This window comes from Paenibacillus sp. FSL H7-0703 (assembly GCF_038003485.1).
GTDB lineage: Bacteria > Bacillota > Bacilli > Paenibacillales > Paenibacillaceae > Paenibacillus > Paenibacillus polymyxa_B.
The window spans coordinates 2647724-2673134 of the sequence record NZ_JBBOPF010000001.1 but is presented as its reverse complement, the minus strand read 5'-3'; the positions used below and the strand labels follow the sequence as shown (position 1 = coordinate 2673134).

Below are 25411 nucleotides of genomic sequence, written 5' to 3'. Positions count from 1 at the left end.
AGAAGGACTAGAACTATGACGATCTAGTCGACTTCTATCGAAAATATCTCTTTAAAACCTCTTTTACCATCGGCTGTAATACGTATCGCTCGGGTTGTGGGCAGACGCTCGATCCAATTTAATTCGAATAATCTGTCTAGAACAGCACTTCCTAAAGCACCTGCAAGGTGATGGCGTCGTTCACTCCAATCCAGGCATTTATGTGAGAAGGAGCGGCGCTTTTGTCTTGTTTTTTTTAGATCAATCTGAAAGTCAGTGAAGAAAGCCTCTCCTGGTTCCGTGATATGAAGCCCGTCCTGATCCTCGAAAAGAATCCCCTTTTGAATGAAAAAATTCATGAGCTGTACGCCTAATTGACCCGCAACATGATCGTAGCAAGTTCTTGCCAACCGTAGGGCCTCGTTTTCAGAGGCATGTTTGAATGAATGGATAGGGACAGGCGGAGCTATGGATAAAAATGACTCCATCACCCGGGCAACTTCGGGGTCTTGAATGCCATAGTAACGGTGCCGCCCTTGTTTTTCCACAGTAACGACTTGTGCCTCGGTCATTTTTGCCAGATGGAAGCTGGCTGTTTGCGGTTTGATGCCTGCCATATGGGCCAATTCACTTGCCGTGTGGAACCTGCCGTCTAATAAAGCGGTGAGTATAGCTGCACGGGAAGGCTCGCTAACAAGAGAAGCAATCATGGCTACATTTGACTTGGTACTCATGGCACGGTTATCCCCCTTTGTAATCCATACTTCGATGAAGGTTGAAATATTTATATTTTACAATAGGGAGGTAGATCTGAATAGAAGGAGAAGAGATGATGAACCCAATACATCAGATGAATGAGATGAATCATAGCCCAGACGTTAAAACGATTAACCCTAGCATTTTATATTACGGAACCCCTGTGATTTTACTCAACACGCTGAATGAGGATGGAACAACCAATATTAGCCCCATTTCCTCCTCGTGGGCATTAGGAGATTGTGTGGTACTAGGTATTGGAATTGGTGGCAAAGCATTAGAAAATATGGAGCGGCATCCCGAATGTGTAATCAACGTCCCGGGTCCTTCCATGTGGGAAAATGTAGAACGTTTGGCTCCTTATACAGGCAAGAATCCTGTTCCAGCGGAAAAGAAGGAAAATGGATTTATGCACCATAAAGATAAGTATGAGATCAGCGGACTAACTTCGATTGAGTCGAATAGGGTCAAGCCCGCCCGAATCAGGGAATGTCCTATTCAAATTGAAGCCAAGGTGAAGGATGTGAGAATCCCTAACCATTCTCCTTATTTTGCGATCGTCGAAACTCAAGCCATACAGGTGCATGTTCATCAGGATATCATCCTCGGTGAGAACCATATTGATCCGACAAAGTGGAGCCCACTCATCTATAATTTCCGTCATTATTTTGGTCTGGGTGAGCATTTGGGCAAAACCTTCAGATCTGAAACCTGATATTTCAATAAAATTATAATATCCTACCTGAATAATGAGAATTATCTTCCCAAATCGTTCTTTTTGTGCGAGAATGATTGAAAAATCATCCATGAGTACGCATACAGGAAGAGACGATTCATACAGCACGTATAACAAGGGAGGAAATAATCATGTCAGAAGAACGCAAGCTGTCATTCGAAACTTTGGCTGTCCATGCCGGACAACAAATTGATCCTACTACCTTTGCCCGCGCCGTTCCGTTGTATCAAACCACTTCATATGGATTTCGGGATGCGGAGCATGCGGCTGATTTGTTCTCGCTGAAAGAATTCGGCAACATTTATACGCGTCTGATGAATCCGACCACGGATGTATTCGAGCAACGGATCGCCGCGTTGGAAGGCGGGGCTGGCGCGTTGGCAACGGCTTCGGGAGCGGCGGCGATTTCATTCTCCATCCTGAACATTGCGGGAGCTGGGGATGAGATTGTGTCGGCCTCCAGTCTGTATGGCGGTACATATAATCTATTTTCTACGACACTGCCGAAATTGGGCATTAAAGTACATTTTGTCGATTCGGATGATCCAGAGAACTTCCGTAATGCCATTACGGATAAGACGAAGGCATTATTTGCCGAAACGATTGGTAACCCACAGGGCAATGTGCTGGATGTGGAAGCTGTAGCGGCGATTGCGCACGAATATGGTATTCCGCTGATTGTGGATAATACGTTCCCAAGTCCTTACTTGTTGCGTCCTATTGAATACGGAGCAGACATTGTCGTGCATTCTGCAACGAAGTTTATTGGCGGACACGGTACGTCTATTGGTGGGGTGATCGTGGACAGCGGCAAGTTTGACTGGAAAGCGAGTGGTCGTTTCTCTGGACTGACTGAGCCGGACCCGAGCTACCACGGAGTTGTTTACACCGAGGCGGTGGGACCTATCGCATATATTATCAAGGCACGGGTGCAATTGCTGCGGGACTTGGGAGCGGCCATTTCTCCGTTTAATTCATGGCTGCTGCTTCAGGGCTTGGAGACACTTCATCTGCGGTTGGAGAGACATAGTCAAAATGCCTTGAAGGTAGCGCAATATCTCGAAGGCCACAAGGATGTGGAGTGGGTCAGCTACACCGGGCTGCCAAGCCACCCGTCCTACGAATTAGCTCAGAAATACTTGCCAAAGGGACAGGGAGCGATTCTGACCTTCGGTATTAAAGGTGGAAGCCAAGCGGGAAGCAAGCTAATTGCGAATGTAAAGCTATTTTCTCATTTGGCGAATGTGGGTGATTCCAAGTCTTTAATTATTCACCCGGCAAGCACAACACACCAGCAGTTGAATGTGGAAGAACAGGTCGCTGCCGGAGTCAAACCAGAGCTGTTACGCCTATCTGTCGGGACAGAAGCGATAGACGATATTTTGTACGATCTGGAGCAGGCGATCGCGGCCAGCCAGCAGTAGACCCTTCTTAGACTAAGTGTGACAGAGCAATCGTGTAGCATCGCAAGTGATTTTTCGACCCAGATCAGTATTCGTTCAGGGTTGATCAGGCGGGGGGCGACCTCCGTCTTTTTTTGCGTGTTGACATCATACCCCCATAGGTATATATTATACCCCATAGGGTATATAAGGAGGGGAAGAAATGGGTAGGAAAATAGTTATTATTGGCGGGGTAGCAGGTGGAGCTTCTGCTGCTGCGAGATTGCGTAGATGGAATGAGGAAGACGAGATTATTCTGTTTGAACGCGGAGAGCATGTTTCTTTTGCGAACTGTGGCCTTCCCTACTATATTGGCGGGACAATCCATGCGCGGGAGAAGCTGTTTCTCCAGACGCCTCAAGGGATAAGAGACCGTTTTAATATAGATGTAAGGGTACTGAAAGAAGTGTTACAAATAGACCGCGAGCAGAAGCTCGTCCGCTTCCGCGATATGATTACAGGGGAAACGGATGAGCAGCCGTACGATATTGTGATATTGTCGCCAGGAGCCAAACCGATGATACCGGACATTCCCGGATTACATGAAGCTGTGAATGTATTTACATTAAGAAACATTCATGACACGGACGTTATTAAGGCATATGTAGATGAAAGGCATCCCAAGCATGTCACGGTGATCGGGGCCGGATTTATTGGGCTGGAGATGGCCGAGAATCTGCGGGAGCGTGGACTTGCAGTAACCATTATTGACATGGGACAACAATTGCTGAATCCGCTAGACCCTGAAATGGCCAAATGGGTGGAACAACATATGAAGCTGAACGGGGTGGAGGTGCGTTTAGAGGAAGGAGTCACGGCTTTTGATGAGCAGGGTACACAACTTCGTTTGACCTCCGGGGGTGTGCTTCAGACGGACATGGTTATTCTGGCGATCGGTGTTGTTCCTGAAAATGAGTTGGCCAAGCAAAGCGGATTGGAACTTGGTTTTCGCGGCGCCATTCAGGTCAACGCCCAACTGCAAACCAGCGATCCGGCCATTTATGCGGTGGGGGATGCCATCCAGGTCAAAGACCGCAATCATGGGTTTGCAACGATGGTATCACTAGCTTGGGGAGCCAATCGTCAGGGGCGTTTGGTAGCGGATCATATTAACGGTCAAGCAATTTCTTATGATGGGGCGCTTGGAACATCCGTAATTAAGACCTTTGCATTGACTTCAGCTTCTACAGGTAATAATGAAAAAACATTACAGCGGCTGGGCGTTCCTTATCAGGCTGTTCATATTCATCCTGGTTCGCATGCCGGCTATTACCCTGGCGCATCACCCATTGCTATGAAGCTGCTCTTTAATCCTGAGAACGGGATGATCTATGGGGCGCAGGCTGTTGGAGCTGATGGAGCAGACAAAAGGATTGATGTCATTGCGACGGCTATTCGTGGCCATTTGAACGTCCGTGAACTGGCTGATATTGAACTTGCTTATGCACCTCCCTATTCTTCAGCAAAAGACCCTGTGAATATGGCGGGTTACGTGGCTTCGAATATCATGGATGGGCTGGTCCAAACGATACAGTGGCATGAAGTTGATGATTTTCACCGCAATGGTGGTCTTATAATTGATGTAAGGGATGCGGTGGAGCTACAGGCAGGAGCCATTCCAGGTTCTGTTCATATTCCTCTGGCCGAGATTAGAGAGCGGATGGCAGAAATCCCTCGTGATCTGGAGATCGCGGTATCCTGCCAAGTCGGTCTGCGAGGCTATATTGCGGCCAGAATTTTGACTCAATACGGTTATCGGGTGAGGAACGTTGATGGTGGCTATAAGACGTATTCGGTTATGGCTGAACGTGATCATCTCTTAAAATAGTTCATCACCCATCCAATCTGGTTGAGGTGATCCGTTACTTCGCCGTGCAGCGCACCAAAGAAAGTATCTTGTAGCTCCACGGTAACGGTACCTTTTTCTGTTAGTGCGTGGTAAGCTTGCTTAAGCTCGTCCTCACTTTCACAGTCGAGAATGATTTGGACATGCTGCGCTTTCAGCGGTTTACCGTAGGAATCTGAAAAATGGATATGACTGCTACCCAGGTGAAGTTCAGCGTGCAAGAGTCTGCCTTCCTGCTTGTTTAACACTTTGATTTTCCCGCCTAACACCGATTGGTAATAATCAATGGACTGCTGCACATCGTTTACAATGACAAAAGGACTTGCACTTCTCATGGGATCATTTCCTTTCATGTCTTTGGTGTAGGATCGCTACTGTACATTATTTACGTTATCCGCAGGGTTTACCCCTTTTCTGATCAAATTATGGCTTGGTTCACTGTGTGACGTCTGTTACAATAGAATAGGCATATACGAATGGATAGAAAAGAGGTTGAACAGGTGGGCACTTCAGTGATTTGGGAAGCAGTTATATATTGGGTGATCTTGGTGATTTCCGCTCTGTGCGTGATCGCAGTATCTGGTACTCGGAAGACAGCAAGCACGATTATTTTAGCGCCCGTTGTTTTGTTCTGTACCATATTTATGATGCAGGGATCAGTGTTTACTGCCATGAATCACCCGACGATGGGGTCTAATGTCGGTTTGGGTATGGCATTTCTGACAACATGGGTGGTCAGCGGAATATTGTTTGCTGTAGCGCTTGTAATTGCTTTTATTAAATATAACAAGAAGAACAAGGCGTAATTTTAGCCTTAACCTCAGAGGGATAAAGGCTTTCGGTGATGTGCCGAAAGCCTTTTTTTGTATTTTTTAACGATGGAGGATGACTCTGCTTATCTGCGTCTTCTCATAAGCAATACAACGATCAGCACGACGATGATCACGATCAATAGGAATTTCATATTCAATAACCTCCTTGGTCTGTCTCATATTTGGTATTAACCACTTTGAGTTAGTATGTACCGATGGATCTCAAGCAAGTATCTATTGTCGAGGGCTTGGGGAAAATTAGAATGTGGGACTAAAAAGAGGTTTACAGGCTTAGCTGGAAAGTGTATACATAAAGTAAGGAGGCGATTGCCATGAGTGATCGTGCATTTCATTTGTTCTATATTATTTTCTTAACGGTTCTGGCACTTGGAAGTGTTGGTGGAATCGCCTGGTGGTTACGCTCTATTGGTCGTCAGGAGAAGGAAAAAAACTAAATTCAACATGGGCATACAAGCCCGAATGCATCTTCCAGTAGGAGGGTGCATTTTTATATGTTATAATGGGAACATATGTTCTTTGTAGGAGGGAAGACGATGTTGCCAGATTTGGAACGAAAGCTGCTACGTATTTTGTATAATTATTTCGCCCAGCATCGCCACATGCCCACAATGGCGGAATTGACCGTAAAAACAGGCAAGCGAGACGCTGAAATTACAGTCGCCTTGCGACATATGGAACAGGAGCGTTACATCACTTGGGAAAACAATTCAGGTACCCAGCATGTTGTTTTACTGGAAGGGTGGGAACGTCCCTCGACCCAAAGGCGCACCCAAGCGGAAACAAGACGTTCCACTACGCAAACGATGCCGCCCGATGGTACAGAATATTGGACGAATTATTAGAAGGTATATAAAACTGGAAAATTAATGAGTTTTTAAGGTGCATATCATTTAGTTTTAAGAAAGCGAGACTATAATGACCCTATTAACCCCTTTTTGATCAAGCTATAGGCCCTGCCGATGTATCGGCAGGGCCACTTTTTTGTTCATAGATATGCTTTCCGTATATGAAAAATCCCCCGGGGATCATCCGGAGGATGGTGCAGTTTGCATATACTGCACGGCCTGCTCAAACTTCATCGTTTGATGGCATAATATATATTCAACCCCTGCTACCTTGCATTATATGGTCAGCATGTTCATAAGGGGCAGTGTGATTCCACTGTTCATTTTCCAAACGACAAAAGCCCTACCTCTCTTTCGTCCTTGCGGCTCCGATGACCGCGCCAGTGTGAATGTGAAAATCTTCGGCAAAAGCTCAAAATTCTACATTAGGGTTATACATAAAATTTGGAGAAGCTCCATACGGTGATTAGGAGTAATAGCTTGTTGCGTGGAATCTTATGGGGTTAATACATATTCTAATAGTATAGCTAGAATGATTATAAAACACAAGTCATTTTTTGCTTTTTGATGATAGACTGGAAAAAATGTTGTCTAAAATGTCCTTCCCTCGCGAGTTTCTTAATTAAGAATAAGATGATTTTCCATCTATAAATTGCAGATTAAAAGCCGTCCTCGTATTTATGTAAAATGCTCGAGCAAGAAGGTAAACTTTTGATGGATGGACTCCGATATTGAATACACAAGATATTTTAGAGTGTACGGATGAAAAGAGGGGTAGCAATTTGCCGACCTATAAGCGTTTTATTCAGCATGTTATCCTGAACTATATTATAGGTTCGTTTATCGCTGTATTGTTGGTAGGTATGATTTTTGTATTTTCCACGTTAAATGTAGCCCACTATGAAATTCTGGGTCTTGTAAAAATTATTGCATTTTCCAGCGTCATTATGATTGCTTGTGAAACCATAGTGTTTCGAATGCATTTGAGACCCGTTCATCGTTTTTTTTACGGCAATCAGGAAACACTCAAGGATGTAGAAGCGGTGTATATCCGGGTTCATCATCTGCCTAATTTGTCAGTTTTACGTATTGTTGGACCGCATTTGTTAGGCTTCTCTATCCCGGCAGCCGTCATTGCCTTATGGATGATACATACTGGACAACTTACCTTTCCCTTGTATTATGTAGGAATCGCCTGTATAGGAGCTTGTCTGGTTGCTTCGATGCACGCACTGGTTGAATTTTTCCTGACAATGAGAGCAATCAAACCGCTTCTGGAGGAAATTCGTGATCGAACCTACCAGCAATATGGATTAAACCTGTCTCTGCGAGGACGAGTCCTGCTATCGCTTCGGCATAAATTTCAGTTAAGTGCGACGCTCATTGGTGCTTTTCCTTTATTTTTATTTTGTTTAGCTACACAGATTCGCCTGGAACGTTTGGAGGCGACGGATTCTAGCTCCTATTGGGCTTGGGCGGGTACGATTTTAATTTTTGGTGTAGCCTTTGCTTATCTGGGCGGCAGGTTGCTGACCCGTGAGATCGAACAACCGATCCACCATCTGCTGGAAAAAATGAATGAAGTGAAGGAAGGCCGCCTGAACAGTAATGCCAGCGATTTGTATTCGGACGAATTTGCGGAGCTGGTCGAAGGATTTAACATGATGATCGAGGGCCTGAAGGAACGGGAAGAAAAGAACGGTCAGCTATTGGACAGTTACTTCGCCACCTTGGCGGCAGCACTGGATGCGCGAGATGCCTATACAGCAGGACATTCTTTGCGTGTAGCTGAATACTCCGTACTCATTGGGCGCAAGGGAGGTTTGAATGAGACGGACCTCGACTTGCTGCGCAAAACAGCCTTGCTGCATGATATCGGTAAAATCGGCGTAGCTGACGCTGTGCTGCTCAAGGACGGCAAGCTGACGGACGAGGAGTTTGATCAGATTAAAATGCACCCGGTTATGGGAGAGAGCATTCTCCGGCAAGTTGAGCCGGCTTATGCTATGGCCCCTTATTTGCCCGGCGTGCGCTCGCACCATGAGCGTTATGATGGCAAGGGATACCCTGACCAGCTCGCAGGGGAAGATATCCCCTTATTCGGGCGAATCATTGCTGTAGCGGATGCTTATGATGCGATGACGTCTGATCGTCCCTATCGGCAAGGTATGAAGGAAGAGAAGGCGGTTATGATATTGGAAGAGGGAAAGGGAACCCAATGGGACCCTTATTTTGCCGAATTATTTGTCAAAGAGTGGCGCCGGAACAAAGGCATCACAAGCTGACTCTATAGGTATCAGTACTAGGGCGAGCCATTGAGGTTCGCTTTTTTTATATACGGATATAAGATCTTTTGACATGTCGAAAGATGGGGCTTCATGTTATGATGTACAAGAAAGGCAAACGCGGTTAACATAGGCCTGGCATCCAATTTTTTGCGCTATGGGAGTGTGAGTCCATGCAATTTTCAATGATGTTTTTAATGAATTTGGGGATGCTGATTGCCGTTGCCTATGTGGCGAACGTGATTTATAAATATGGTTTGAGTCGTACCTCTTCGCGGTTCAAATATGTCAGCTCGGTGCTGCTAGTGATATTTGGCGGATGGGTCAGCTCTTGCTTTGGTTTTAACTTTAGTGAAACAGTTATTTTTGATCTGCGTTTCGTACCGCTGATTATCGCGGCGTTGGTGTATCCTCGCTCTTATACGCTTATTATTATTGGGGTCGCAATCGGACTTACGAGATTTACCTTCGGCCTGCATATGGCGGCGTGGGTCGGCTTTTTGAATATGAGCATTCTGGGTGTCCTGTGCGCTGGATTGAATTACTGGATGCGCCGTTCCACCTGGCGTTTGATTATCAAGGCATCGGTAACCATTTTAGCGGTTAATATCGTAAATACGTTAAATATTGCCTGTCTAGGCGTCATTCCCTGGCGCTATTATGTAGCGGAGGTTGTTCCTCTTACACTGCCAATCGGCATCGTCCTCAGTTTTTTATTTGCTCTGATTTTACGGGACTTTCAGATGGAGCAACAGCGCAATCATCAGATTAAGCAGGCGAATGAGTTGTTATCTGAGCAGCGAGATGAGTTGCAGAAGGCAAAGGTCATTCTAGAGGAACGTGCCAAGCAACTGATGATGGCTTCCCAATATAAATCAGATTTTATGGCAACGATGTCGCATGAGTTACGTACACCTCTTAACAGCATCATTAATCTGGCGCAAATTATCAACGAGCAGGGAAAAGAGCTGGATGAGGACGAGCTAGACCAGTACAGTGATCTAATTTATGCCTCCGGGCATGATTTGCTCCAATTGATCAACGATATTCTGGACCTATCCAAGGTCGAGGCTGGGCACATGGAAATCGTAAGTGAGCCAGTCAGTGTGCGTGAGATTGCGCAGGTGATGATGATGCATTTTGAAGTCACAGCGAAGGATAAAAATCTGGAATTCAGCTTGAAGGAGCATGAGCCTATACCGAATGAAATCAGGTCTGATTCCAAACGCGTACAGCAAATTTTGCGTAATCTGTTGTCCAATGCCTTTAAGTTCACTCATGAAGGACGTGTATTGCTGGAAATCAGCACACAACATCTGGATCGAAAGGGACAAGAGGGAGATTGGGTTGTATTTGCTGTAAAAGATACGGGCATCGGCATTTCCAAGCTTCAGCAGCATGTTATTTTTGAGGCATTCCAGCAGGCGAACGGTTCCATTAATCGTAAATATGGAGGAACTGGGTTGGGATTGTCCATCAGCCGTGATTTTTCCCGCTTGTTGGGCGGGTTTATCCGTCTGGAGAGTGAGGAGGGCAAGGGAAGTACATTTTCCCTGTACCTACCGATGTGTCCGTCCAAAAGCAAGGAGGCGGACGAACAGCCGTTTAAATTAACCTAATCGCAATTGTAGGAGCAGGAGCGCTATGGCACAAAGGAGAGGTCTATCATGGAACGCAAAGCGGTCGTTGTGGGTGCAACAGGGCTTGTCGGGGGTTATGTTGTACGAGAGCTGCTGGTGCAAAAGGAATACAACCACGTCATGGTTATGGGCAGACGTCCATTGGACATCAAGCATCCCAAGCTGGAGCAGGCGCTCATCGATTGGGAACAGCCGCAGAAAGCGGCGTTCGCCTTCGAAGGAGTGGATGATGTTTTTTGCTGCCTTGGGACAACGATGAAAAAGGCGGGCTCCAAGGAGCAGTTCCGTCAGGTGGATCTGGACTACCCGGTGCTGACAGCCCAGTTGGGCAAAGAAGCTGGAGCGGTACAGATGCTTGCGGTCTCTGCGATGGGTGCCGATCCAGACTCACGCGTGTTTTATAATCGTATCAAGGGTGAGGCTGAAGAGGCGCTTGCTGCTGTCGGATTGCCTGCGCTGCATTTGTTCCGTCCGTCGCTGATTTTGGGCGCGAGACCTGAACGACGTTTGGGCGAAGCCGCTGCCGCTGTTGTCATGAAGGCACTGGACGGCCTGATGACGGGCAAGCTCGCTTCCTACCGCGCTATCCCGGCCTCGGTCATCGCACGAGCCATGGTACGAATTGCCCTCGCGCAGGCGAGCGGCGTACATATTTATCCGAGCGACATCATTCGAGTCATCGGAGGAGAACTAACATCCGATGATGAGAAACCCGGTACAGGAGCAGCTCCTGATGAGAACGTATAAAACCACGGCTAGGGTTTAAAATGACAATAACGCTGCTGCTGCCCGATGATTCGGACAACAGCGGCGTTATTTGTGTTTTATTGGCGGTTTGTATGTTGCGACACATCTATCGTAATCTCTAATTCATCAATATAATGACGTGTCCAGTTGCCATTAGCATCGAGTAGGGCACTGCCTCCTGGTTGTGTTGGCAAGATATAAGGCTTGAAGATGATCTTCTGGGGAGTGTCCACAAAAGGAGTAAAAAGGGTGATCATTTTGCTGTTACGTTCTTTGGTAAGGGGAACTCCAGAGCCGCTTAGGAGTTGGAGTTCTCTTCCCTGCTCGTCGAATACAGCATAATCAAGCATATCCAATTCCTTTTTGGTGTACTGGATCGTTTGTCCGTTTTTGATGTCATTGTACTCTCGCTCCACGGTGTAATCATCCGGCATATGTGCAATATCGGTCAGCATTTTGAATGACGTTGTGATCTTGGTCGTGATGGGTGTGATTTCTACCTTTTCTGCCATAAATGCAAGATACGGATTAGACTTACTCATTTGCAGCTGAAGTATCTTGTTATTTATTTTAGTTTTGTGAACCGTGGCTTGTATGCGAAACGGCTCGGCTACACCTTTTAACTTTGCATATATCTCTAGCTCAAACTGATCTGGTAAGGCGGGTTTACCACTGGCAGGGTCACGCATATACGCAATCAGCATAGAATTACTATCTTTGCCTGGGCGGCCATACATGAAATTAAAGGCGCCGTTATTGCTATTGACCGATGTCCCATTGATGAACAGGTCCACTTTCTCCAGAATGTCCTCTTCGGGCTGTCCTTGCGTTTGGATCGCCGGATATAGGGTTTGATGTTGTGAATCTCCGCCGCTCTTTTCCAACGCCACGACCAAGCGTGTCCCGTCAAATATGATTTGTGGTACCTTTAATGTAATACCGCTATGGGTAACACTGAGATTCGAGGAAGTTGCCAATCCTTTCTGATCAGCGGTTTGCAGCCCGAGATCCCCAGCAAGCTTGAACACGCTATCTACAAGGGGGACCTGCTTTAATGATTCTGCCATTGTAGGCGAAACAAAGGCGCTACCGATGATCATAACGCTAATGACAGCCGCAGAAGCAGCGGCAATTGCGGTTCCCCGGAGAAATTTTTTGCCCGGTCGATGTAAGGAAGGAGACTTGGATAACGGCCCCCCATCCGATTCCATTTGTGTGTAAAATGCATCTAAGCGTTCTCTTACCAAATCGGGAATCATTACCGTGTCTGCGTCCAAGTTTACTTTTTCTGATTGTAATTTCCGATCCAGCTCTTGATTCTGTTTCTCAATCTCTGAAGGGCTCATTGAAAGGTCACCTTCCTTTCTCCACGATTTTGTAGCAGGTCCATTAATATTCTGCGAGCACGGTGCAATCGTGTTTTGACGGCCCCCTCTGATACATCCAGTACCTCTGATATTTCTCTGATCGGCATATCGCGCAAATAGTGCAGGGAAATTACGGTTCGCATGGATTCCTCCAAGTGGTCGATGGCCTCGCGCAGTTCGATTTTTTCATATCCGCCCGAGGTGGAGGGTTCCTTTATAAATTCCGCCACGGGTAAGATCCGTTTTTGCTTGCGGATAATGAGATGGCACTCATTAATGAGGATACGAAGCAGCCATGTTTTAAAATAACGAGGTTCACGCAGCTCACCCAGAGACTGGTATGCCTTGAGCATCGCTTCTTGCATCGCGTCCGCGCAATCTTCATTGCTGCGAAGAATGGAACGCGCCATGCCATACATATCGGATTCCATATGTTTCATCAAGGCGACGAATGCCTTGCGGTCTCCCTGCCTTGCTTGGTGTAAGTTTGTTTCGAGATTCAAAGGATGGTGCCCCTTTCCCGTCTATACTAGCTATGTTCATTGTACCTGTATCTGGATTTATAAAATTTATTTTGTAGCTGGTTATAGGAGTTAGATGATACATAGGTGCTAAAGGTTACAGCGGAAATAAAAAAATATAGCACCGTCGCAATGGGGTGTCTTAAAAGAAACCCTGTGCGTTATTCCGTCGCACGGAATAGTGGCTTTGGACTGCACATGCTATAATACGGTGAACCAGTATCAGGAAGGAGAATCCAACCCATATGAAAAAAACAATTGCTACTGAAAAAGCACCCGGTGCTATCGGCCCTTATAGCCAAGCGGTAGAGGCAGGCGGGTTTATTTACACTTCGGGACAGCTTGGACTGAATCCGACAACAGGTGAGTTTGGTAAGGATGTACAGGAGCAGGCACGCCTGTCCTTGAGCAATGTACAAGCCATTCTGGAAGAGGCAGGCAGCAACATGAACCAGGTTGTGAAAGCGACTGTATTCCTGAAGGACATGAACGATTTTGTCAGCGTCAATGAGGTGTACAGTTCTTTCTTTGAACAACCCTACCCAGCACGCAGTGCGGTGGAGGTAGCTCGTCTGCCTAAGGATGCACTGGTAGAGATTGAAGTCATTGCATTGAAGGGCGAATAGTCTGAAAGATCCGTTCATAAAATAAAAAGTTTGCATGGCAAACGGGTGTCCCTGTTAAATAGAGACACCCGTTTGCTCAAATTTAATGTGTTTTGTTTGGAATCTGAACGATTTGTTGACATGATTCTTCGTATGTATGAAAAAAGGTCGGATTACATTTTCAATATGAAGAAAACAAATGCAGATCACTCGACAAGCAAGCTTATAGATTTGATTAAAGTCTATACCTAATCATATTGGATAAAATGAATAAACAAAGCAAGCGAGCTTGGGCTAGATGATTCAGACCCAAACTCGCTTGTTCTTGCTAGAGATCATATTCGTTTTCTTTAATCCCGGTCTCGATTACGGGCAAAGAATAGCCATAGCGCGTACACCAGAATGATTGCCGCCAAGATCAATGCGGCTAGCCGTGCATTTTCATTGTTGGGATGCTCGACGGCGATGGCGACATAGGCCCATACAAATACGAGAGGATAAATGCTGTCGCGATAAGGGAAGCTGACCATGATCGCCAATGCGGTGCCTATGAGCAGGATAATAATCGCCCATGTCGTATCGCTGAGTCCCCAGCCACTCCATTCATTCTTTTCCAGTGCCACTGCAATGTTGATAATAGTAGCAATGGATACCCAACCGAGATTGAGGCTGAACGGTAGCTTGACGAACCACATTTCTCCAAGGGTTGGCTGCGGCGTGCGGGTACGTACATACACGACGCTCAGGGAAAGTAAGTATAGAATAATGACGATGACACACAGCTCTACGTATACATACTGCCAGAGGAAAATCCAGATGATATTGAAGAGACAGCTTAGAATAAAAAAAATACCGATGGACTGAACGCTTGTCTTGGATTGCCCTGTAGGTGTAGCTTGGTACACGACAAAGCAGGCGAGCAGTACGTAGATGACCGACCAGATGGAAAAAGCATAACCCGCTGGTGTGATCAAGGTAGGGTACATGTTGGATACAGCAGCAGTGCTTCTGCCGCCGATAGGAAGTGTAGAAGCCAGAATGTTAACGAGAACGACAGCGATAAATGCAATAATATTCCACCATTTATACGGATGACTTCGTGACATAGGGATATCTCCTCCTCAACGAATGATGATCCAAAATGACCGACTGGTCACAACTTCTATTATGAATATACCCACTTTGCTTTCGAATATGTCCTAACGGAAAAAGTTTCTTGATCCCAGTATAATCATAAAAAGTTGTATGTATATGCAGTCATATGTAGTACAATGGTGAAAATTTTAAGCACTATATAAGCTGAAATTCCTCAGATTCGACTTATATAGAAGTAAGGAGATAAGTAGAATGAATGGCTTGGAGAAAGTAGGGAAATTTGTAGGAGGAACCTTTTCCATCTGGGTACTTTTATTTGCATGCTTGGGATTTTTCTTTCCTGCGGCGTTTACAGGGTTGAAAGGATACATACAGTTATTTCTGGGCATGGTCATGTTTGGGATGGGATTAACTTTATCTGCGGCTGACTTTCGTGAAGTATTCCGGCGCCCAGTGGATGTGGCTATTGGTGTGGTCGGGCATTATCTGATTATGCCGTTTCTGGCCTTTGGATTGGCATTAGTATTGCAGCTGCCACCGGATATTGCGGTAGGTGTCATTTTGGTAGGCTGTTGTCCGAGTGGAACTGCCTCCAACGTAATGACGCTCTTATCCAAAGGCGACGTGGCATTGGGCGTATCGATTGCTTCGGTGTCAACGCTGATTGCTCCACTGGCTACTCCGGCGATGATTAACCTGCTTGCTGGACGTTGGATGAATATTGATGCGAAGTCGCTGATCATGGATATTCTCATCGTAGTTATTGTCCCCATAGTGCTGGGTGTTATCGTTAAGTCGCTATTTCGCAAACAGGCAGAAGCCAGTGTTCAGGCGCTGCCGCTCATATCAACACTGGCGATTGTACTCATCGTGGCTATTGTGGTTGCAGGCAGCAAAGGCAAGATTTTGGAGACAGGTCCGATTATTTTTGGTGTGGTTATTTTGCATAATGGTATCGGGTTCCTGCTTGGATATTGGTTTGCCAAGCTATTCGGTATGAATCTTTCCAAGCGTAAAGCTGTTACGCTGGAAACGGGAATGCAGAATTCCGGACTGGGCGCTGCGCTTGCAGCAGCTCACTTTAACCCGATTGCTGCTGTACCAAGTGCGATTTTTAGCGTGTGGCATAATATTTCCGGCTCGTTGCTCGCGACCTGGTTTTCCCGCCGGGAGGAGAAGAACAGCACAGCCGGGAACCATTAAAAGCTTTGTCAGTGGCTTGTGATAAGTAGCTGCGGTTCAGCTTCTTCGAACAGTTTAGAGAAGGTCAGAAAGGATAGATTTGACTTTGTAGTTGCGGATCTTTATACTGTGGTTATTACAACCACTGTATTTAAGTAAGCAACAGGAGTTTAAGTTCGTTATGGAAGGAAAACTGCATCGAATTCGTATTCGGCTTCATGCTCAACAGCCTTATATTATCTGATCTGATTTAAACTGAAGGAGAGAGAACGAATGAACCCAAAATATAAGTCTCTATTTGAAACTTTTACCCTGCCATCCGGTGTTACGTTGAAGAACCGTATTACCATGGCACCTATGACTAACTTTGCTTCTCACGAAAATGGTGAAGTCAGTGACCAGGAGCTGGCATACTACCGTGAACGTTCCGGTGGTGTAGGCGCGGTTATTACCGCTTGTGTGTATGTAACTCCAGATGGCAAAGGCTTTGTCAATGAGTTCGGTGCGGACAAGGATGAAATGATTCCGAGCCTGCGTCGTCTAGCGGATACGATTCATCAGGAGGGCGCAAAAGCGATCCTGCAAATTTATCATGGTGGCCGCCTGTGTCCACCAGATCAAATTCCAGATGGACAGCCGATCAGTGCAAGCGCAGTAGCCGAGGAAAAAGAAGGTGCGCCTGTGCCGCGTGAAATGACCTCCGATGATATCCACCGCGTCATCCGTGCCTATGGCGAAGCAACTCGCCGAGCGATTGAAGCAGGCTATGATGGTGTGGAGCTTCACGGAGCGAACGGTTACCTGGTCCAGCAGTTCTTCTCCCCGCACTCCAATCTTCGTACCGATGAATGGGGAGGAAGTCTTGAAAAACGATTGACCTTTCCGCTGGCGGTTGTTCACGAAGTGAAGAAAGTGATCGCAGAACATGCAAAGCGGCCATTCATCTTTGGATACCGCTTGTCTCCTGAGGAAGGACACACACCAGGCATTACGCTGGAGGATACGATGGTGCTTGTAGACCGTCTGGCGGATCAAGGGCTGGATTACCTGCACATTTCCGTAAATCATTTCTTCGGTGGTTCATTCCGTGACCGCAGTGACGAACGGTCACGTACGGTTCTCATCCATGAGAAGGTAGGTAACCGTGTGCCGATTATGGGAGTCGGGTCGCTGAATACACCGGACGAAGCGCTTGCAGCACTGGAGACAGGTGTACCGCTTGTATCGCTGGGACGTCCGCTTTTGATGGAGCCACAATGGGTTCAGAAGGTACAAAACGGCACAGAAGATACCATTCGCACGACATTATCCAAGCAAGCCCAGCAGGAGCTAGTCATTCCTGACTACTTGTGGGGTGCGTTGACGACCCTTCCAGGCTGGATGCCTGTTACGGACTAAATTTTGAATGATGGAGATACCCTAGGCTGCTCTCATGCACCTGGGGTATTTTCCTGTCTTGTGACCGTGAACAATAATATAGGAATAACTGAGAAAGAAGGAAAATGACAATGTTACATAAAGCTAATGGCGCCATTTTGATAAAGTCCACCCATTTGGGGCTACAGATTCGATTGTTACAAGTAAGTGATGCAGAACGTTTATTAGAGATCAGACGTGAAAATTTTGATTTTTTCAAACCGTTCGAGCCAGAACGACCTGAAATTTACTTTACGCTGGAAGAACAGGCGCGTCTGATTTCTAACGGTTTGGAAGCGGCACAAGCCGGACAGGGATATACGTTTGGACTTTTTTTGCCGGAAAATGATAAGCTGATCGGCAGAATGGAGCTGTCGGGTATCGCTAGAGGCCCCTTTCAAAACGCCAGTCTGGGTTACTTTGTAGATCCTGCATACCACGGACAAGGCTATGCCACTTCCGCAGTGAAGGATATTGTACGCTACGCCTTAAATGAGTTGGAATTACACCGTATTCAAGCTGGAGTGATGCCAAGAAATACGCCTTCCAATCGAGTGATGGAAAAGGCAGGATTTCGCCGCGAAGGGCTGGCTCTCAACTATTTGAAGATTAATGGTGTGTGGGAAGATCACGTGTTGTATGCGGTCACGGCTGAGGATTTGCAGAATGGCGTTTTCTGAATTCGCCGGGCGTGACCCCCTCCAGTTTTTTGAACACCTTGCCAAAATATTTTTCATCCTGATACCCGACCATACCGGCAATATGATGAAGGCGTAGCTTGTCATTCAGCAGCAATAGTTTTGCCTTGCTCATCCTGATCTGACACAAATAGTCTGACAGATTAACCCCGTACTCCTGCTTGAATTTACGTGAAATATATTCCCGACTGAGATAAAAGCGGCTCGCCATATCCTGTAGAGAAATGTCCTCGTCATAGTGTGCATCCAGATAGCGGGCAATATCACGGATGGTCGGGTTGTTTGGGCTATGGTTTGGTGTAAGTGCCTGACCGGCTGCTAGCAGTCGGTTTTCAACCTGTCTTTGCCATAAGGGCAGGGAAAGCATGCCACGGTTGTCGACCGGCAATGCATGAATGGAGCCAGACTCATCTGCCAGTTCCTCGCCATCGGTATCTCCGGGTCTGTCATTCAGCCAACGGGCCAGCATCCAGTCCAACTCCTGATTCCAACTGGCTAGCTGCTCTGCTGTCACCGAAGGCAGCTCGGCTACGGCTGCTATCCAGTGGCCTACCGCTATCGACACACGATTGGCATTACAGCTGAGCGCACTAAGCCGTAGCTCTTCTTCCATCTCAGGCAACTGGGGAAGACGAATGTTCTGCCGTGTCTGGGAACTCTGGTGCATCCAGTCGGCGGTTTGCAACACATCCCGTTTCCACAACGCTTGCCGTGCCTCTTGGTAGGCAGTGGCTGCCGCTATGGGAAAAGCGCCAAAAGAGCCATAAGAGCCAACCCCGATGTGCATGTAACACCGCAAAGCCGTTTTGATCCCTGTGTGAATATCCTGCAAGAGCAGCGGCCAACGAGATGGCTCGCCCCAATATAGCAGAATAATTTCGTCCATACGCTCCAGATGACGGAATGCAATTCCGGTTTGAGAAGTTCCAAGAAATTCGTTGCAGATGTTAATCAGGGAAAAGCTCAAAAGCGCACGACGCGTTTTATATTTGTCCAGTATATCGGCATCCAGCTGCGTGGTACTCATCACAGCTGCATTACATATCTGAATAGCTGCGGGAAGACGTAACTCCTCACGTAAGGGTGTAATGGAAAGAGGGGTACTCGCTATACCGGAAACGATCTCAGTCAGGAGCTTGTCAGCATAGTGCGGCCTCATCCGGTTGACCTCCATGGCCTGCATCGTCTGCCTGTTCCGGTCTTGCTCCGCTGTCCGCCAGGCTTGAGTGGCTTTATTTAGAGCCTCGTTAATCTCCACTGGATCTACGGGCTTAAGAATATAGTCCATGCCTCCCCGGCGGATGACCTGTCGAACCAAGTCAAAATCATCATAACCACTGACCACCACAACTCGGGTTGCTGGGGAATTCACTTGAATCCACTCCATCAGTGCTACTCCATCCTTGCCGGGCATCCGCATATCCGTAAGTACAACGGGTGGGGAAAGGGCGGTAATGACCTCAATCGCCTGATCGCCCGACTCAGCTTCAAGTACCTCGCTCACACCGCACGCTTCCCAATGTACGAGCATCCGAATGGCATGGCGTACATGCTTCTCATCATCCACAATCAGGACTTTCATTGACAGATCACTCTCCCTTAATATGAATTTCTGCAGGGGCTTCAGTGCGAATTTCGAGTGTATAACGGACACCATGAGGCAGGATGTTGTCTACGCACAGGGTGTTGGAACCATCCTCCGAGTGAAGCTGAATACGCAATAGAACATTACGAAGGCCAATGGAATCCTGCTCGCTAGTGTCCGGCTCTTCGTAGGCTTTCAGCTGACGTTTTAACATATGCTGGAGCTGCTCCAATTCGGCCTGTGGAATGGAAGTTCCGTTGTTTTCCACGGTTATTTTCACAATGCCTTCCCGGATTCGTCTGCCTGTAATGCGAATTTCACCGGGCCCCAGCCGGGGATCGGCACCGTGTTTAAAGTAGTTTTCCACCAACGGTTGGAGAATCATTTTAGGCACCCGATCATTCAGGACCTCATCCTCCCACTGGTAAGTAACCTCTAATTGCTCACCGAAGCGTTCCTTTTGTAAATCAAGATATTGTTTTACATGTTCGGCTTCTTCCTTAAGTGTAACGACCGTATGGTCCCTCATATTATAGCGCAGCATTTTGGCAAGGGAAGAGAGCAACGAATAAATTCGCGGTACCTCATGCTGTAGAGCCAGGGTTCCAATAGACTGTAGCGTATTATATAAAAAGTGAGGATTAATCTGTGCCTGAAGCGCTTTCAATTGATGTGTCTTGTTAGCCAGCTCCAGCTTGTATTCCTGTAAAATGAGGTTATTGATGGTATCCATCATCTGTCTGAAACGGCGCGACAGTACTCCGATTTCATCGTTACTCATGGCCCGAATGTCTACATCCAGTTGACCGGACTGAATCTGGTTTATGTAGCGAGTCAGTCGCTTAATAGGTGCCGTGATTTTTATCGAAATCCATAACGTGGCAACAATGGCAAGTAGCAATGCTGCGCCTGTAATGACCGCATTGATCTGAGTCAGGCGGGTAGCCCGTAAATACAGCGTACGATGTGGAATTTTCTTGACGAGCGTCCAGCCTGACAGGTTGGCATCCAGCTTGCCGTACACGTGCAGTGCCGTATCATCCTCAATCACTCCGTGCTCGCCTTCTTTAGAAATTCGATTAAGCAGGTCAGATTCCTTCCAGTGCGTTCCAATCGCTGCTTCTTTTCCGCTATATATGATTGTTCCGTTCCGATCGATCAAAAACAGCTCTTCTGTATCCGCATCATACAATTGACGGCAAATACTGCGCAGCGGCTCCAGATCAACATCTATAGCCAGTACCCCAAGTGTCTCTGAGGCAGGAATGTTCCGAATCGCCCGATGAAGTGTAAATACCTGCTGCTTTGTGCTGTGCTCCGCATAGGAAACCGCCGAAAAGCCGTACAAATGCTTCATGTGCGAAGGCTGTATGAATAGTCCAGAAGGGCCGTAATGAATAGAACCAGTAAAGGGCTCCAGTCGGAATTCCCGTAGCGGGACTGTACTGGTAATCAACGTGGATTGCCCAGCCTCAAAAGAATGCAAATACACTTGGTCAATGCCTGCCGAAGCATTCATCATCGTTTGCAGTGTGGTGTAAATTTCAGCGACGGCCCGGTAATCATCTGGAATTTTGGCCAGATTACGCAGAAAATGGGGGTCATTATAGACTCCGATGGACGCACGATTCAGTCCCTGTAAATAGTTATCCAGATTCGTAATTCCCTGAAAAATAAGCCGTTCATTTTCTTGTGTGGCCTGCTCCCGCAAGGATTGCTTGGTGAGAACGAAGGTCATAGTCATCGACAGCAGTAGCGGCAGAGTGACCGCAATGAGCAAAAACCAGATCAGGCGGGAACGAATACTGTGAAATTTCATGCAGTGAGCTCCTTTCACAATTCAAGGCGAGCCAGAGGTCAATATTTTCCCCCCTAATGGTTCACGATCCTACGTGTTCTCCAGAGCGCTTATTCGACATAATGAACATGTGAATCGCATATCCGTACGGCCCAAGCATCATGCTGCTGAAAGAAAGCCGTAAGGGAGCGTTCCAGACACCAACAGACAACAAAAGGGGGGGATCGGATTGAATCGCGCCAAGTCGTCGCAATGGCTCCAGCAATGCATTTTTGTAGGGCCGTCGACGTTATTTTTCGTTATCATTATTGTAATCCCTTTTATGCTCGGAATGTACTATTCTTTTACAGAGTGGAATGGGGTAGCCAATGAGGCAAAGTGGGTCGGGCTGGATAATTTCAGTCACATTTTATGGAATGATGACAAATTTGGGACAGCGTTCTGGTTTACGGTCCGTTTTACGGTGGTAGGAGTGGTGGCTGCGAATATTTTTGGCTTTCTGCTGGCGTATTTTCTAACCAAACCGCTGAAAACAAAAAATGTACTCAGGACCATCTTTTTTATGCCTAATGTGATCGGAGGTCTGTTGCTGGGTTTTATCTGGCAGTTTATTTTCGTCAAGGGATTTGCAGCAATCGGAGAGAGCACGAACTTGTCCTTCTTCAACCTGTCCTGGTTGGGAGATGAGATCACGGCCTTCTGGGGAATTGTAATCGTGTTTATCTGGCAAACTGCCGGGTATTTGATGGTTATTTATATCTCTTCCCTGACCAATGTGCCCCGCGATATGCTGGAAGCAGCCGAAATTGACGGAGCAAGCCGGATGCAAATTTTGCGGTCGATTATACTTCCTTTGATCATGCCTGCCGTTACGGTATGTCTTTTCCTGGCGATATCATGGTCATTCAAAATGTTCGATCTCAATTTGTCACTGACCAAGGGCGGTCCCTTCGGGTCCACAGAGTCGGTTGCACTCAATATTTACAATGAAGCGTTTGTGAATAATCGTTATGGGCTGGGAACAGCTAAAGCACTCATTTTCTTTATCATTGTTGCTCTGGTTACGAGCCTTCAGGTACGACTGACGAAAAGTCGGGAGGTGGAAGCGTAAATGGAAACAAGCAAGCGCTACCGCTTTGGAACATGGGCGACCGAGATGGTGATGATCCTCGTCGCATTGTTATTCCTCGTCCCGTTTTACTTTTTATTCGTGAATTCGGTCAAAAGCTTTGGTGACCTGCTCACCGATTCTGCGGCCTGGCCACAAACCTTTGTATGGAGCAACTACGCTAGAGCGTGGAGCATCACGCGTTTTCCCGAAGCTTTATGGAATTCACTTGTAGTTACGGTAGTTAGTAATCTACTGCTCGTACTGATCAGCTCAATGGCTGCTTACCGAATGGTCCGGCGTCCGACGCGTTATAATCGAGTGTTGTTCAGCCTGTTCGTAGCTGCCATGGTCATTCCTTTTCAATCGGTGATGATTCCTTTGGTCAAGGTTGTAAGTACACTGGATTTAATGAACAGTATAAGTGGTCTGGTAATCTGTTATCTGGGATTTGGAGCCCCTATGTCGATCTTTCTCTTTCATGGATTCGTCAAAGGTGTGCCAGTCGAGGTGGAAGAAGCAGCTACGGTGGACGGATGTACGCCTTACGGAGTGTTTTTCCGAATTGTGTATCCGTTGATGCTGCCGATGATGGTAACTGTTATTATTTTAAATACGCTCTGGATTTGGAATGATTATCTCCTGCCTTCTCTGGTACTGCAAAAGGCTGAACTGCGCACGATTCCGATTGCGACCTATGCCTTTTTTGGACAATACACGAAGCAGTGGGATTTGGCTTTGCCTGCTCTGGTGCTGGGCATCTTGCCAGTCATTGTATTCTTTCTGGCCATGCAAAAATATATTATACAAGGTATTATGGCTGGTTCGGTCAAAGGTTGAGTGTGGCGATGAGCTGAAAATGTACACGGTGTGCCACTCCGCAAACGGAGGACACTTTGAAATTTAGAATAGAAAGGAACATAAAAATGAAAACGCATACTTTTAAAAAGAAAGTTCAAGCACTGATCTTGCTTCTCGCGGCCTTTGCCCTGGTTTTGGCAGGTTGTAACAGCAGTGGAGGACAAAACGCAGGCAAAGAGGAAGTGAAGGAAAAAACAATTCACATTTTTCAGTTTAAGGTAGAGATTGCAGAAGCGCTGAATCGCATGAAAGCGGAATACGAAGCGTCTCATCCAGGGATCAAGCTCGATATTCAGACCGTGGGCGGGGGCAGTGACTATGGAGCGGCGTTAAAGGCGAAGTTCGCCTCCGGGGAGCAGCCGGATATTTTTAACGTAGGAGGTTACCGCGAGCTGGATACGTGGCTGGAATATTTGGAGGACCTGTCTGACCAGCCTTGGGTTGGCGATGTGGTCGATGTCGCCAAAGAACCGATGACCAAAGACGGCAAGCTGTATGGCCAGCCGATGAATCTGGAGGGGTACGGCTTTATTTATAACAAGGATTTGTTCAAGAAGGCGGGGATTACGGAGACCCCTAAAACATTGTCCGAACTGGAGGGAGCTGCGCAAAAGCTCCAAGCCGCAGGGATTACTCCATTTTCTAATGGATATCAGGAGTTTTGGGTGCTGGGCAATCATTTGCTGAACGTGGCATTTGCCAATCAGCCGGACCCTTCGGCCTTCGTCAAAGGACTAAATGATGGAACAGCAAAGATTCCGGGCAACGCTGTATTCGCGGAGTGGGTTAAGCTGTTCGATCTGACAATGAAGTATGGCAATTCGAAGCCGCTCACGACCGATTACAACACGCAGGTAACGAACTTCGCCACTGGAAAGGCTGCCATGATGCAGCAAGGGAACTGGACTCAGGTCCAAATTGACGGTATTAATCCGAAGCTGAATCTGGGTATTTTGCCTATGCCGATTGGTGAAGACGCAACAGCCGGAGATAAGCTGTTTGTAGGTGTCGCTAACAACTGGGTAGTTAATAAAAATTCGACTGTCAAACCCGAGGCGAAGGAGTTCTTAAACTGGATGGTGACATCCGAGCAGGGTAAAAAGTATATCACCAAGGAATTCAAGTTTATTCCAGCGTTCAAGAGCATCGAAGGGGCAGAGGCTGATATGGGCCAACTGGGTGCGGAAGTGGTGAAATACAGTAAGGAAAACAAACTGTTGGGCTGGTTCTTTAGCCGCTATCCTGAAGGAGCACAGCAAGAATTTGGAAGTCAGATGCAAGCTTATGTGGCAGGTAAATCGGATGCCGGGAAGCTATTCGAGGATTTCCAAAGAACATGGGATAATTTGAAGACCAAATAATGAACAAAAGCACGCGATAAAGCCTTCATATTTCAGGGAGATTGTATGATCCTGAAATATGAAGGCTTTTCTGTAAACAAAATTATAAATGGTAATGGAGCAGAGCGATATCGCCACGGCATTCTATTTCTTTGAGCTTAAATGTACTTGGTAGCGTTCCTTCTGGAAATAACGGTATTCCTTGTCCAAGCACCTTGGGAATGATCGCAATGATAGCCTTCTCCAGCAGTCCAGCTTGTAAGAAGGCCTGAACTAACTGGCCTCCACCGACTAGCCATACCGCACCTTTCGATTGTTCTTGTAGACGTGGAACCAGTTCAGTCAGAGCTTCGTCCGTAAATGTAACATGTGGCGCTTGCTGTTGTTCCGTTAATGCTCGTGTGAGCACATAGCATGGCTTGCCAGCATAAGGGAAATCATCTGAGAGCTTCAACACTTCCTCGTACGTCAGCCTGCCCATCAGCACTGTACCTACGGTGTCGTAAAAGTCGGCATATCCATTGTCCCCGCCATCCCCTTTAACATCATACAGCCAGTCCACCGAACCGTCCGGCAAAGCTATATACCCGTCGAGACTCATGGCAATATACAGCACAACTGCGTTTGATTTCAAATCTTCCATAGTTCATTCACTCCTTTCTATTTCCTAATGTTACAATGTATTTATGACATAGTATGTCGTAGTTAAAACGGTCATTTAAAATT

Annotated in this window: 24 protein-coding genes; 16 read left to right on the top strand and 8 right to left on the bottom strand. The window is 46.8% G+C overall.

The genetic code is table 11. The features are described from left to right. Positions 1-23: 23 nt before the first annotated feature. Positions 24-713, bottom strand: a complete 690-nt coding sequence (locus MHB46_RS11660) for an ArsR/SmtB family transcription factor (RefSeq protein WP_209940884.1) — start codon at positions 711-713, stop codon at positions 24-26. Positions 714-811: 98 nt separating this feature from the next. Here MHB46_RS11660 and MHB46_RS11655 point away from each other — a divergent pair, with 98 nt between their 5' ends. The 3 genes from MHB46_RS11655 to MHB46_RS11645 all read left to right on the top strand — a co-directional run bounded on the left by MHB46_RS11655 (position 812) and on the right by MHB46_RS11645 (position 4741). Further along, a complete protein-coding gene (locus tag MHB46_RS11655; RefSeq protein WP_341163734.1) occupies positions 812-1450 on the top strand; it encodes a flavin reductase family protein in 639 nt (212 codons plus the stop codon). A 152-nt stretch (positions 1451-1602) separates the two neighbouring features. Next, the gene (locus MHB46_RS11650) at positions 1603-2895 is read left to right on the top strand and encodes a homocysteine synthase (protein ID WP_341162401.1); all 1293 of its coding nucleotides are present in this window, start codon (positions 1603-1605) and stop codon (positions 2893-2895) included. Positions 2896-3076: 181 nt separating this feature from the next. Further along, entirely contained in the window at positions 3077-4741 is a 1665-nt protein-coding gene (locus MHB46_RS11645; RefSeq protein WP_341162400.1) for a CoA-disulfide reductase, read from the top strand. Here the strand turns inward: MHB46_RS11645 and MHB46_RS11640 are convergent. Continuing rightward, a complete protein-coding gene (locus MHB46_RS11640; RefSeq protein ID WP_209940887.1) occupies positions 4726-5094 on the bottom strand; it encodes a VOC family protein in 369 nt (122 codons plus the stop codon). The two genes, MHB46_RS11645 and MHB46_RS11640, sit on opposite strands and share 16 nt — an antisense overlap. A 141-nt stretch (positions 5095-5235) precedes the next feature. Between MHB46_RS11640 and MHB46_RS11635 the strand changes: the two genes are divergently transcribed. The 6 genes from MHB46_RS11635 to MHB46_RS11610 all read left to right on the top strand — a co-directional run bounded on the left by MHB46_RS11635 (position 5236) and on the right by MHB46_RS11610 (position 11109). Further along, a complete protein-coding gene (locus MHB46_RS11635) occupies positions 5236-5565 on the top strand; it encodes a hypothetical protein (protein WP_023986776.1) in 330 nt (109 codons plus the stop codon). 338 nt (positions 5566-5903) lie between these two features. After that, positions 5904-6026, top strand: a complete 123-nt coding sequence (locus MHB46_RS11630; RefSeq protein WP_257785344.1) for a hypothetical protein — start codon at positions 5904-5906, stop codon at positions 6024-6026. Positions 6027-6125: 99 nt separating this feature from the next. Then, positions 6126-6434, top strand: coding sequence for a hypothetical protein (locus MHB46_RS11625; RefSeq protein ID WP_023986779.1), 309 nt, complete (start codon positions 6126-6128; stop codon positions 6432-6434). A gap of 785 nt (positions 6435-7219) precedes the next feature. Beyond that, complete coding sequence (locus MHB46_RS11620) at positions 7220-8722, top strand: HD-GYP domain-containing protein (protein WP_341162399.1); 1503 nt, start codon at positions 7220-7222, stop codon at positions 8720-8722. A 173-nt stretch (positions 8723-8895) separates the two neighbouring features. Then, entirely contained in the window at positions 8896-10341 is a 1446-nt protein-coding gene (locus MHB46_RS11615) for an ATP-binding protein (RefSeq protein ID WP_190298517.1), read from the top strand. 48 nt (positions 10342-10389) lie between these two features. Then, positions 10390-11109: an NAD(P)H-binding protein gene (locus MHB46_RS11610; RefSeq protein ID WP_341162398.1), complete on the top strand. Its 720-nt coding sequence runs from the start codon at positions 10390-10392 to the stop codon at positions 11107-11109. A gap of 77 nt (positions 11110-11186) precedes the next feature. On the opposite strand, the gene MHB46_RS11605 is transcribed toward MHB46_RS11610, so the two are convergent. Both MHB46_RS11605 and MHB46_RS11600 read right to left on the bottom strand, forming a co-directional pair. Next, entirely contained in the window at positions 11187-12455 is a 1269-nt protein-coding gene (locus tag MHB46_RS11605) for a DUF4179 domain-containing protein (RefSeq protein ID WP_341162397.1), read from the bottom strand. Next, complete coding sequence (locus tag MHB46_RS11600) at positions 12452-12979, bottom strand: RNA polymerase sigma factor (RefSeq protein WP_165178857.1); 528 nt, start codon at positions 12977-12979, stop codon at positions 12452-12454. Before MHB46_RS11600 ends, MHB46_RS11605 begins: the two co-directional genes overlap by 4 nt. A gap of 263 nt (positions 12980-13242) precedes the next feature. Between MHB46_RS11600 and MHB46_RS11595 the strand changes: the two genes are divergently transcribed. Beyond that, complete coding sequence (locus MHB46_RS11595; protein WP_069290971.1) at positions 13243-13623, top strand: RidA family protein; 381 nt, start codon at positions 13243-13245, stop codon at positions 13621-13623. 329 nt (positions 13624-13952) lie between these two features. Here the strand turns inward: MHB46_RS11595 and MHB46_RS11590 are convergent, their stop codons facing one another. Beyond that, positions 13953-14708: a tryptophan-rich sensory protein gene (locus MHB46_RS11590; protein ID WP_165178859.1), complete on the bottom strand. Its 756-nt coding sequence runs from the start codon at positions 14706-14708 to the stop codon at positions 13953-13955. A gap of 241 nt (positions 14709-14949) precedes the next feature. Here MHB46_RS11590 and MHB46_RS11585 point away from each other — a divergent pair, with 241 nt between their 5' ends. The 3 genes from MHB46_RS11585 to MHB46_RS11575 all read left to right on the top strand — a co-directional run bounded on the left by MHB46_RS11585 (position 14950) and on the right by MHB46_RS11575 (position 17975). Next, positions 14950-15900 (top strand): bile acid:sodium symporter family protein, encoded by a 951-nt coding sequence (locus tag MHB46_RS11585; protein ID WP_165178860.1) that lies wholly within the window; start codon positions 14950-14952, stop codon positions 15898-15900. Between the two features lie 252 nt (positions 15901-16152). Then, positions 16153-17277 (top strand): NADH-dependent flavin oxidoreductase, encoded by a 1125-nt coding sequence (locus tag MHB46_RS11580; protein ID WP_069290975.1) that lies wholly within the window; start codon positions 16153-16155, stop codon positions 17275-17277. Positions 17278-17387: 110 nt separating this feature from the next. Beyond that, positions 17388-17975 carry a GNAT family N-acetyltransferase gene (locus MHB46_RS11575; RefSeq protein WP_341162396.1) on the top strand — a complete coding sequence of 196 codons (588 nt, stop codon included), beginning with the start codon at positions 17388-17390 and terminating at the stop codon, positions 17973-17975. Here MHB46_RS11575 and MHB46_RS11570 read toward each other — a convergent pair. After that, positions 17941-19575 (bottom strand): response regulator transcription factor, encoded by a 1635-nt coding sequence (locus tag MHB46_RS11570; RefSeq protein ID WP_165178862.1) that lies wholly within the window; start codon positions 19573-19575, stop codon positions 17941-17943. The genes MHB46_RS11575 and MHB46_RS11570 overlap by 35 nt on opposite strands. A gap of 7 nt (positions 19576-19582) precedes the next feature. Continuing rightward, positions 19583-21397, bottom strand: coding sequence for a sensor histidine kinase (locus MHB46_RS11565; RefSeq protein ID WP_341162395.1), 1815 nt, complete (start codon positions 21395-21397; stop codon positions 19583-19585). Positions 21398-21605: 208 nt separating this feature from the next. Between MHB46_RS11565 and MHB46_RS11560 the strand changes: the two genes are divergently transcribed. From MHB46_RS11560 to MHB46_RS11550, 3 genes are all read left to right on the top strand, one after another. After that, positions 21606-22487 (top strand): carbohydrate ABC transporter permease, encoded by an 882-nt coding sequence (locus MHB46_RS11560; RefSeq protein ID WP_025721893.1) that lies wholly within the window; start codon positions 21606-21608, stop codon positions 22485-22487. Further along, entirely contained in the window at positions 22488-23324 is an 837-nt protein-coding gene (locus MHB46_RS11555; RefSeq protein WP_025721894.1) for a carbohydrate ABC transporter permease, read from the top strand. 86 nt (positions 23325-23410) lie between these two features. After that, positions 23411-24706 carry an ABC transporter substrate-binding protein gene (locus tag MHB46_RS11550; RefSeq protein ID WP_341162394.1) on the top strand — a complete coding sequence of 432 codons (1296 nt, stop codon included), beginning with the start codon at positions 23411-23413 and terminating at the stop codon, positions 24704-24706. Between the two features lie 82 nt (positions 24707-24788). On the opposite strand, the gene MHB46_RS11545 is transcribed toward MHB46_RS11550, so the two are convergent. Then, the gene (locus tag MHB46_RS11545; protein ID WP_341162393.1) at positions 24789-25328 is read right to left on the bottom strand and encodes a dihydrofolate reductase family protein; all 540 of its coding nucleotides are present in this window, start codon (positions 25326-25328) and stop codon (positions 24789-24791) included. Positions 25329-25411: the final 83 nt, after the last annotated feature.

What these genes read in the sequence shown, in the direction of transcription:
- MHB46_RS11645 (WP_341162400.1), top strand. Translation starts at nt 3,077, where the DNA reads ATGGGTAGGAAAATAGTTATTATTGGCGGGGTAGCAGGTGGAGCTTCT.
- MHB46_RS11565 (WP_341162395.1), bottom strand. Translation starts at nt 21,397, where the DNA reads ATGAAATTTCACAGTATTCGTTCCCGCCTGATCTGGTTTTTGCTCATT.
- MHB46_RS11605 (WP_341162397.1), bottom strand. Translation starts at nt 12,455, where the DNA reads ATGAGCCCTTCAGAGATTGAGAAACAGAATCAAGAGCTGGATCGGAAA.
- MHB46_RS11595 (WP_069290971.1), top strand. Translation starts at nt 13,243, where the DNA reads ATGAAAAAAACAATTGCTACTGAAAAAGCACCCGGTGCTATCGGCCCT.
- MHB46_RS11655 (WP_341163734.1), top strand. Translation starts at nt 812, where the DNA reads ATGAACCCAATACATCAGATGAATGAGATGAATCATAGCCCAGACGTT.
- MHB46_RS11635 (WP_023986776.1), top strand. Translation starts at nt 5,236, where the DNA reads ATGGATAGAAAAGAGGTTGAACAGGTGGGCACTTCAGTGATTTGGGAA.
- MHB46_RS11590 (WP_165178859.1), bottom strand. Translation starts at nt 14,708, where the DNA reads ATGTCACGAAGTCATCCGTATAAATGGTGGAATATTATTGCATTTATC.
- MHB46_RS11555 (WP_025721894.1), top strand. Translation starts at nt 22,488, where the DNA reads ATGGAAACAAGCAAGCGCTACCGCTTTGGAACATGGGCGACCGAGATG.
- MHB46_RS11575 (WP_341162396.1), top strand. Translation starts at nt 17,388, where the DNA reads ATGTTACATAAAGCTAATGGCGCCATTTTGATAAAGTCCACCCATTTG.
- MHB46_RS11615 (WP_190298517.1), top strand. Translation starts at nt 8,896, where the DNA reads ATGCAATTTTCAATGATGTTTTTAATGAATTTGGGGATGCTGATTGCC.
- MHB46_RS11625 (WP_023986779.1), top strand. Translation starts at nt 6,126, where the DNA reads ATGTTGCCAGATTTGGAACGAAAGCTGCTACGTATTTTGTATAATTAT.
- MHB46_RS11585 (WP_165178860.1), top strand. Translation starts at nt 14,950, where the DNA reads ATGAATGGCTTGGAGAAAGTAGGGAAATTTGTAGGAGGAACCTTTTCC.
- MHB46_RS11640 (WP_209940887.1), bottom strand. Translation starts at nt 5,094, where the DNA reads ATGAGAAGTGCAAGTCCTTTTGTCATTGTAAACGATGTGCAGCAGTCC.
- MHB46_RS11550 (WP_341162394.1), top strand. Translation starts at nt 23,411, where the DNA reads ATGAAAACGCATACTTTTAAAAAGAAAGTTCAAGCACTGATCTTGCTT.
- MHB46_RS11660 (WP_209940884.1), bottom strand. Translation starts at nt 713, where the DNA reads ATGAGTACCAAGTCAAATGTAGCCATGATTGCTTCTCTTGTTAGCGAG.
- MHB46_RS11610 (WP_341162398.1), top strand. Translation starts at nt 10,390, where the DNA reads ATGGAACGCAAAGCGGTCGTTGTGGGTGCAACAGGGCTTGTCGGGGGT.
- MHB46_RS11650 (WP_341162401.1), top strand. Translation starts at nt 1,603, where the DNA reads ATGTCAGAAGAACGCAAGCTGTCATTCGAAACTTTGGCTGTCCATGCC.
- MHB46_RS11630 (WP_257785344.1), top strand. Translation starts at nt 5,904, where the DNA reads ATGAGTGATCGTGCATTTCATTTGTTCTATATTATTTTCTTAACGGTT.
- MHB46_RS11570 (WP_165178862.1), bottom strand. Translation starts at nt 19,575, where the DNA reads ATGAAAGTCCTGATTGTGGATGATGAGAAGCATGTACGCCATGCCATT.
- MHB46_RS11580 (WP_069290975.1), top strand. Translation starts at nt 16,153, where the DNA reads ATGAACCCAAAATATAAGTCTCTATTTGAAACTTTTACCCTGCCATCC.
- MHB46_RS11545 (WP_341162393.1), bottom strand. Translation starts at nt 25,328, where the DNA reads ATGGAAGATTTGAAATCAAACGCAGTTGTGCTGTATATTGCCATGAGT.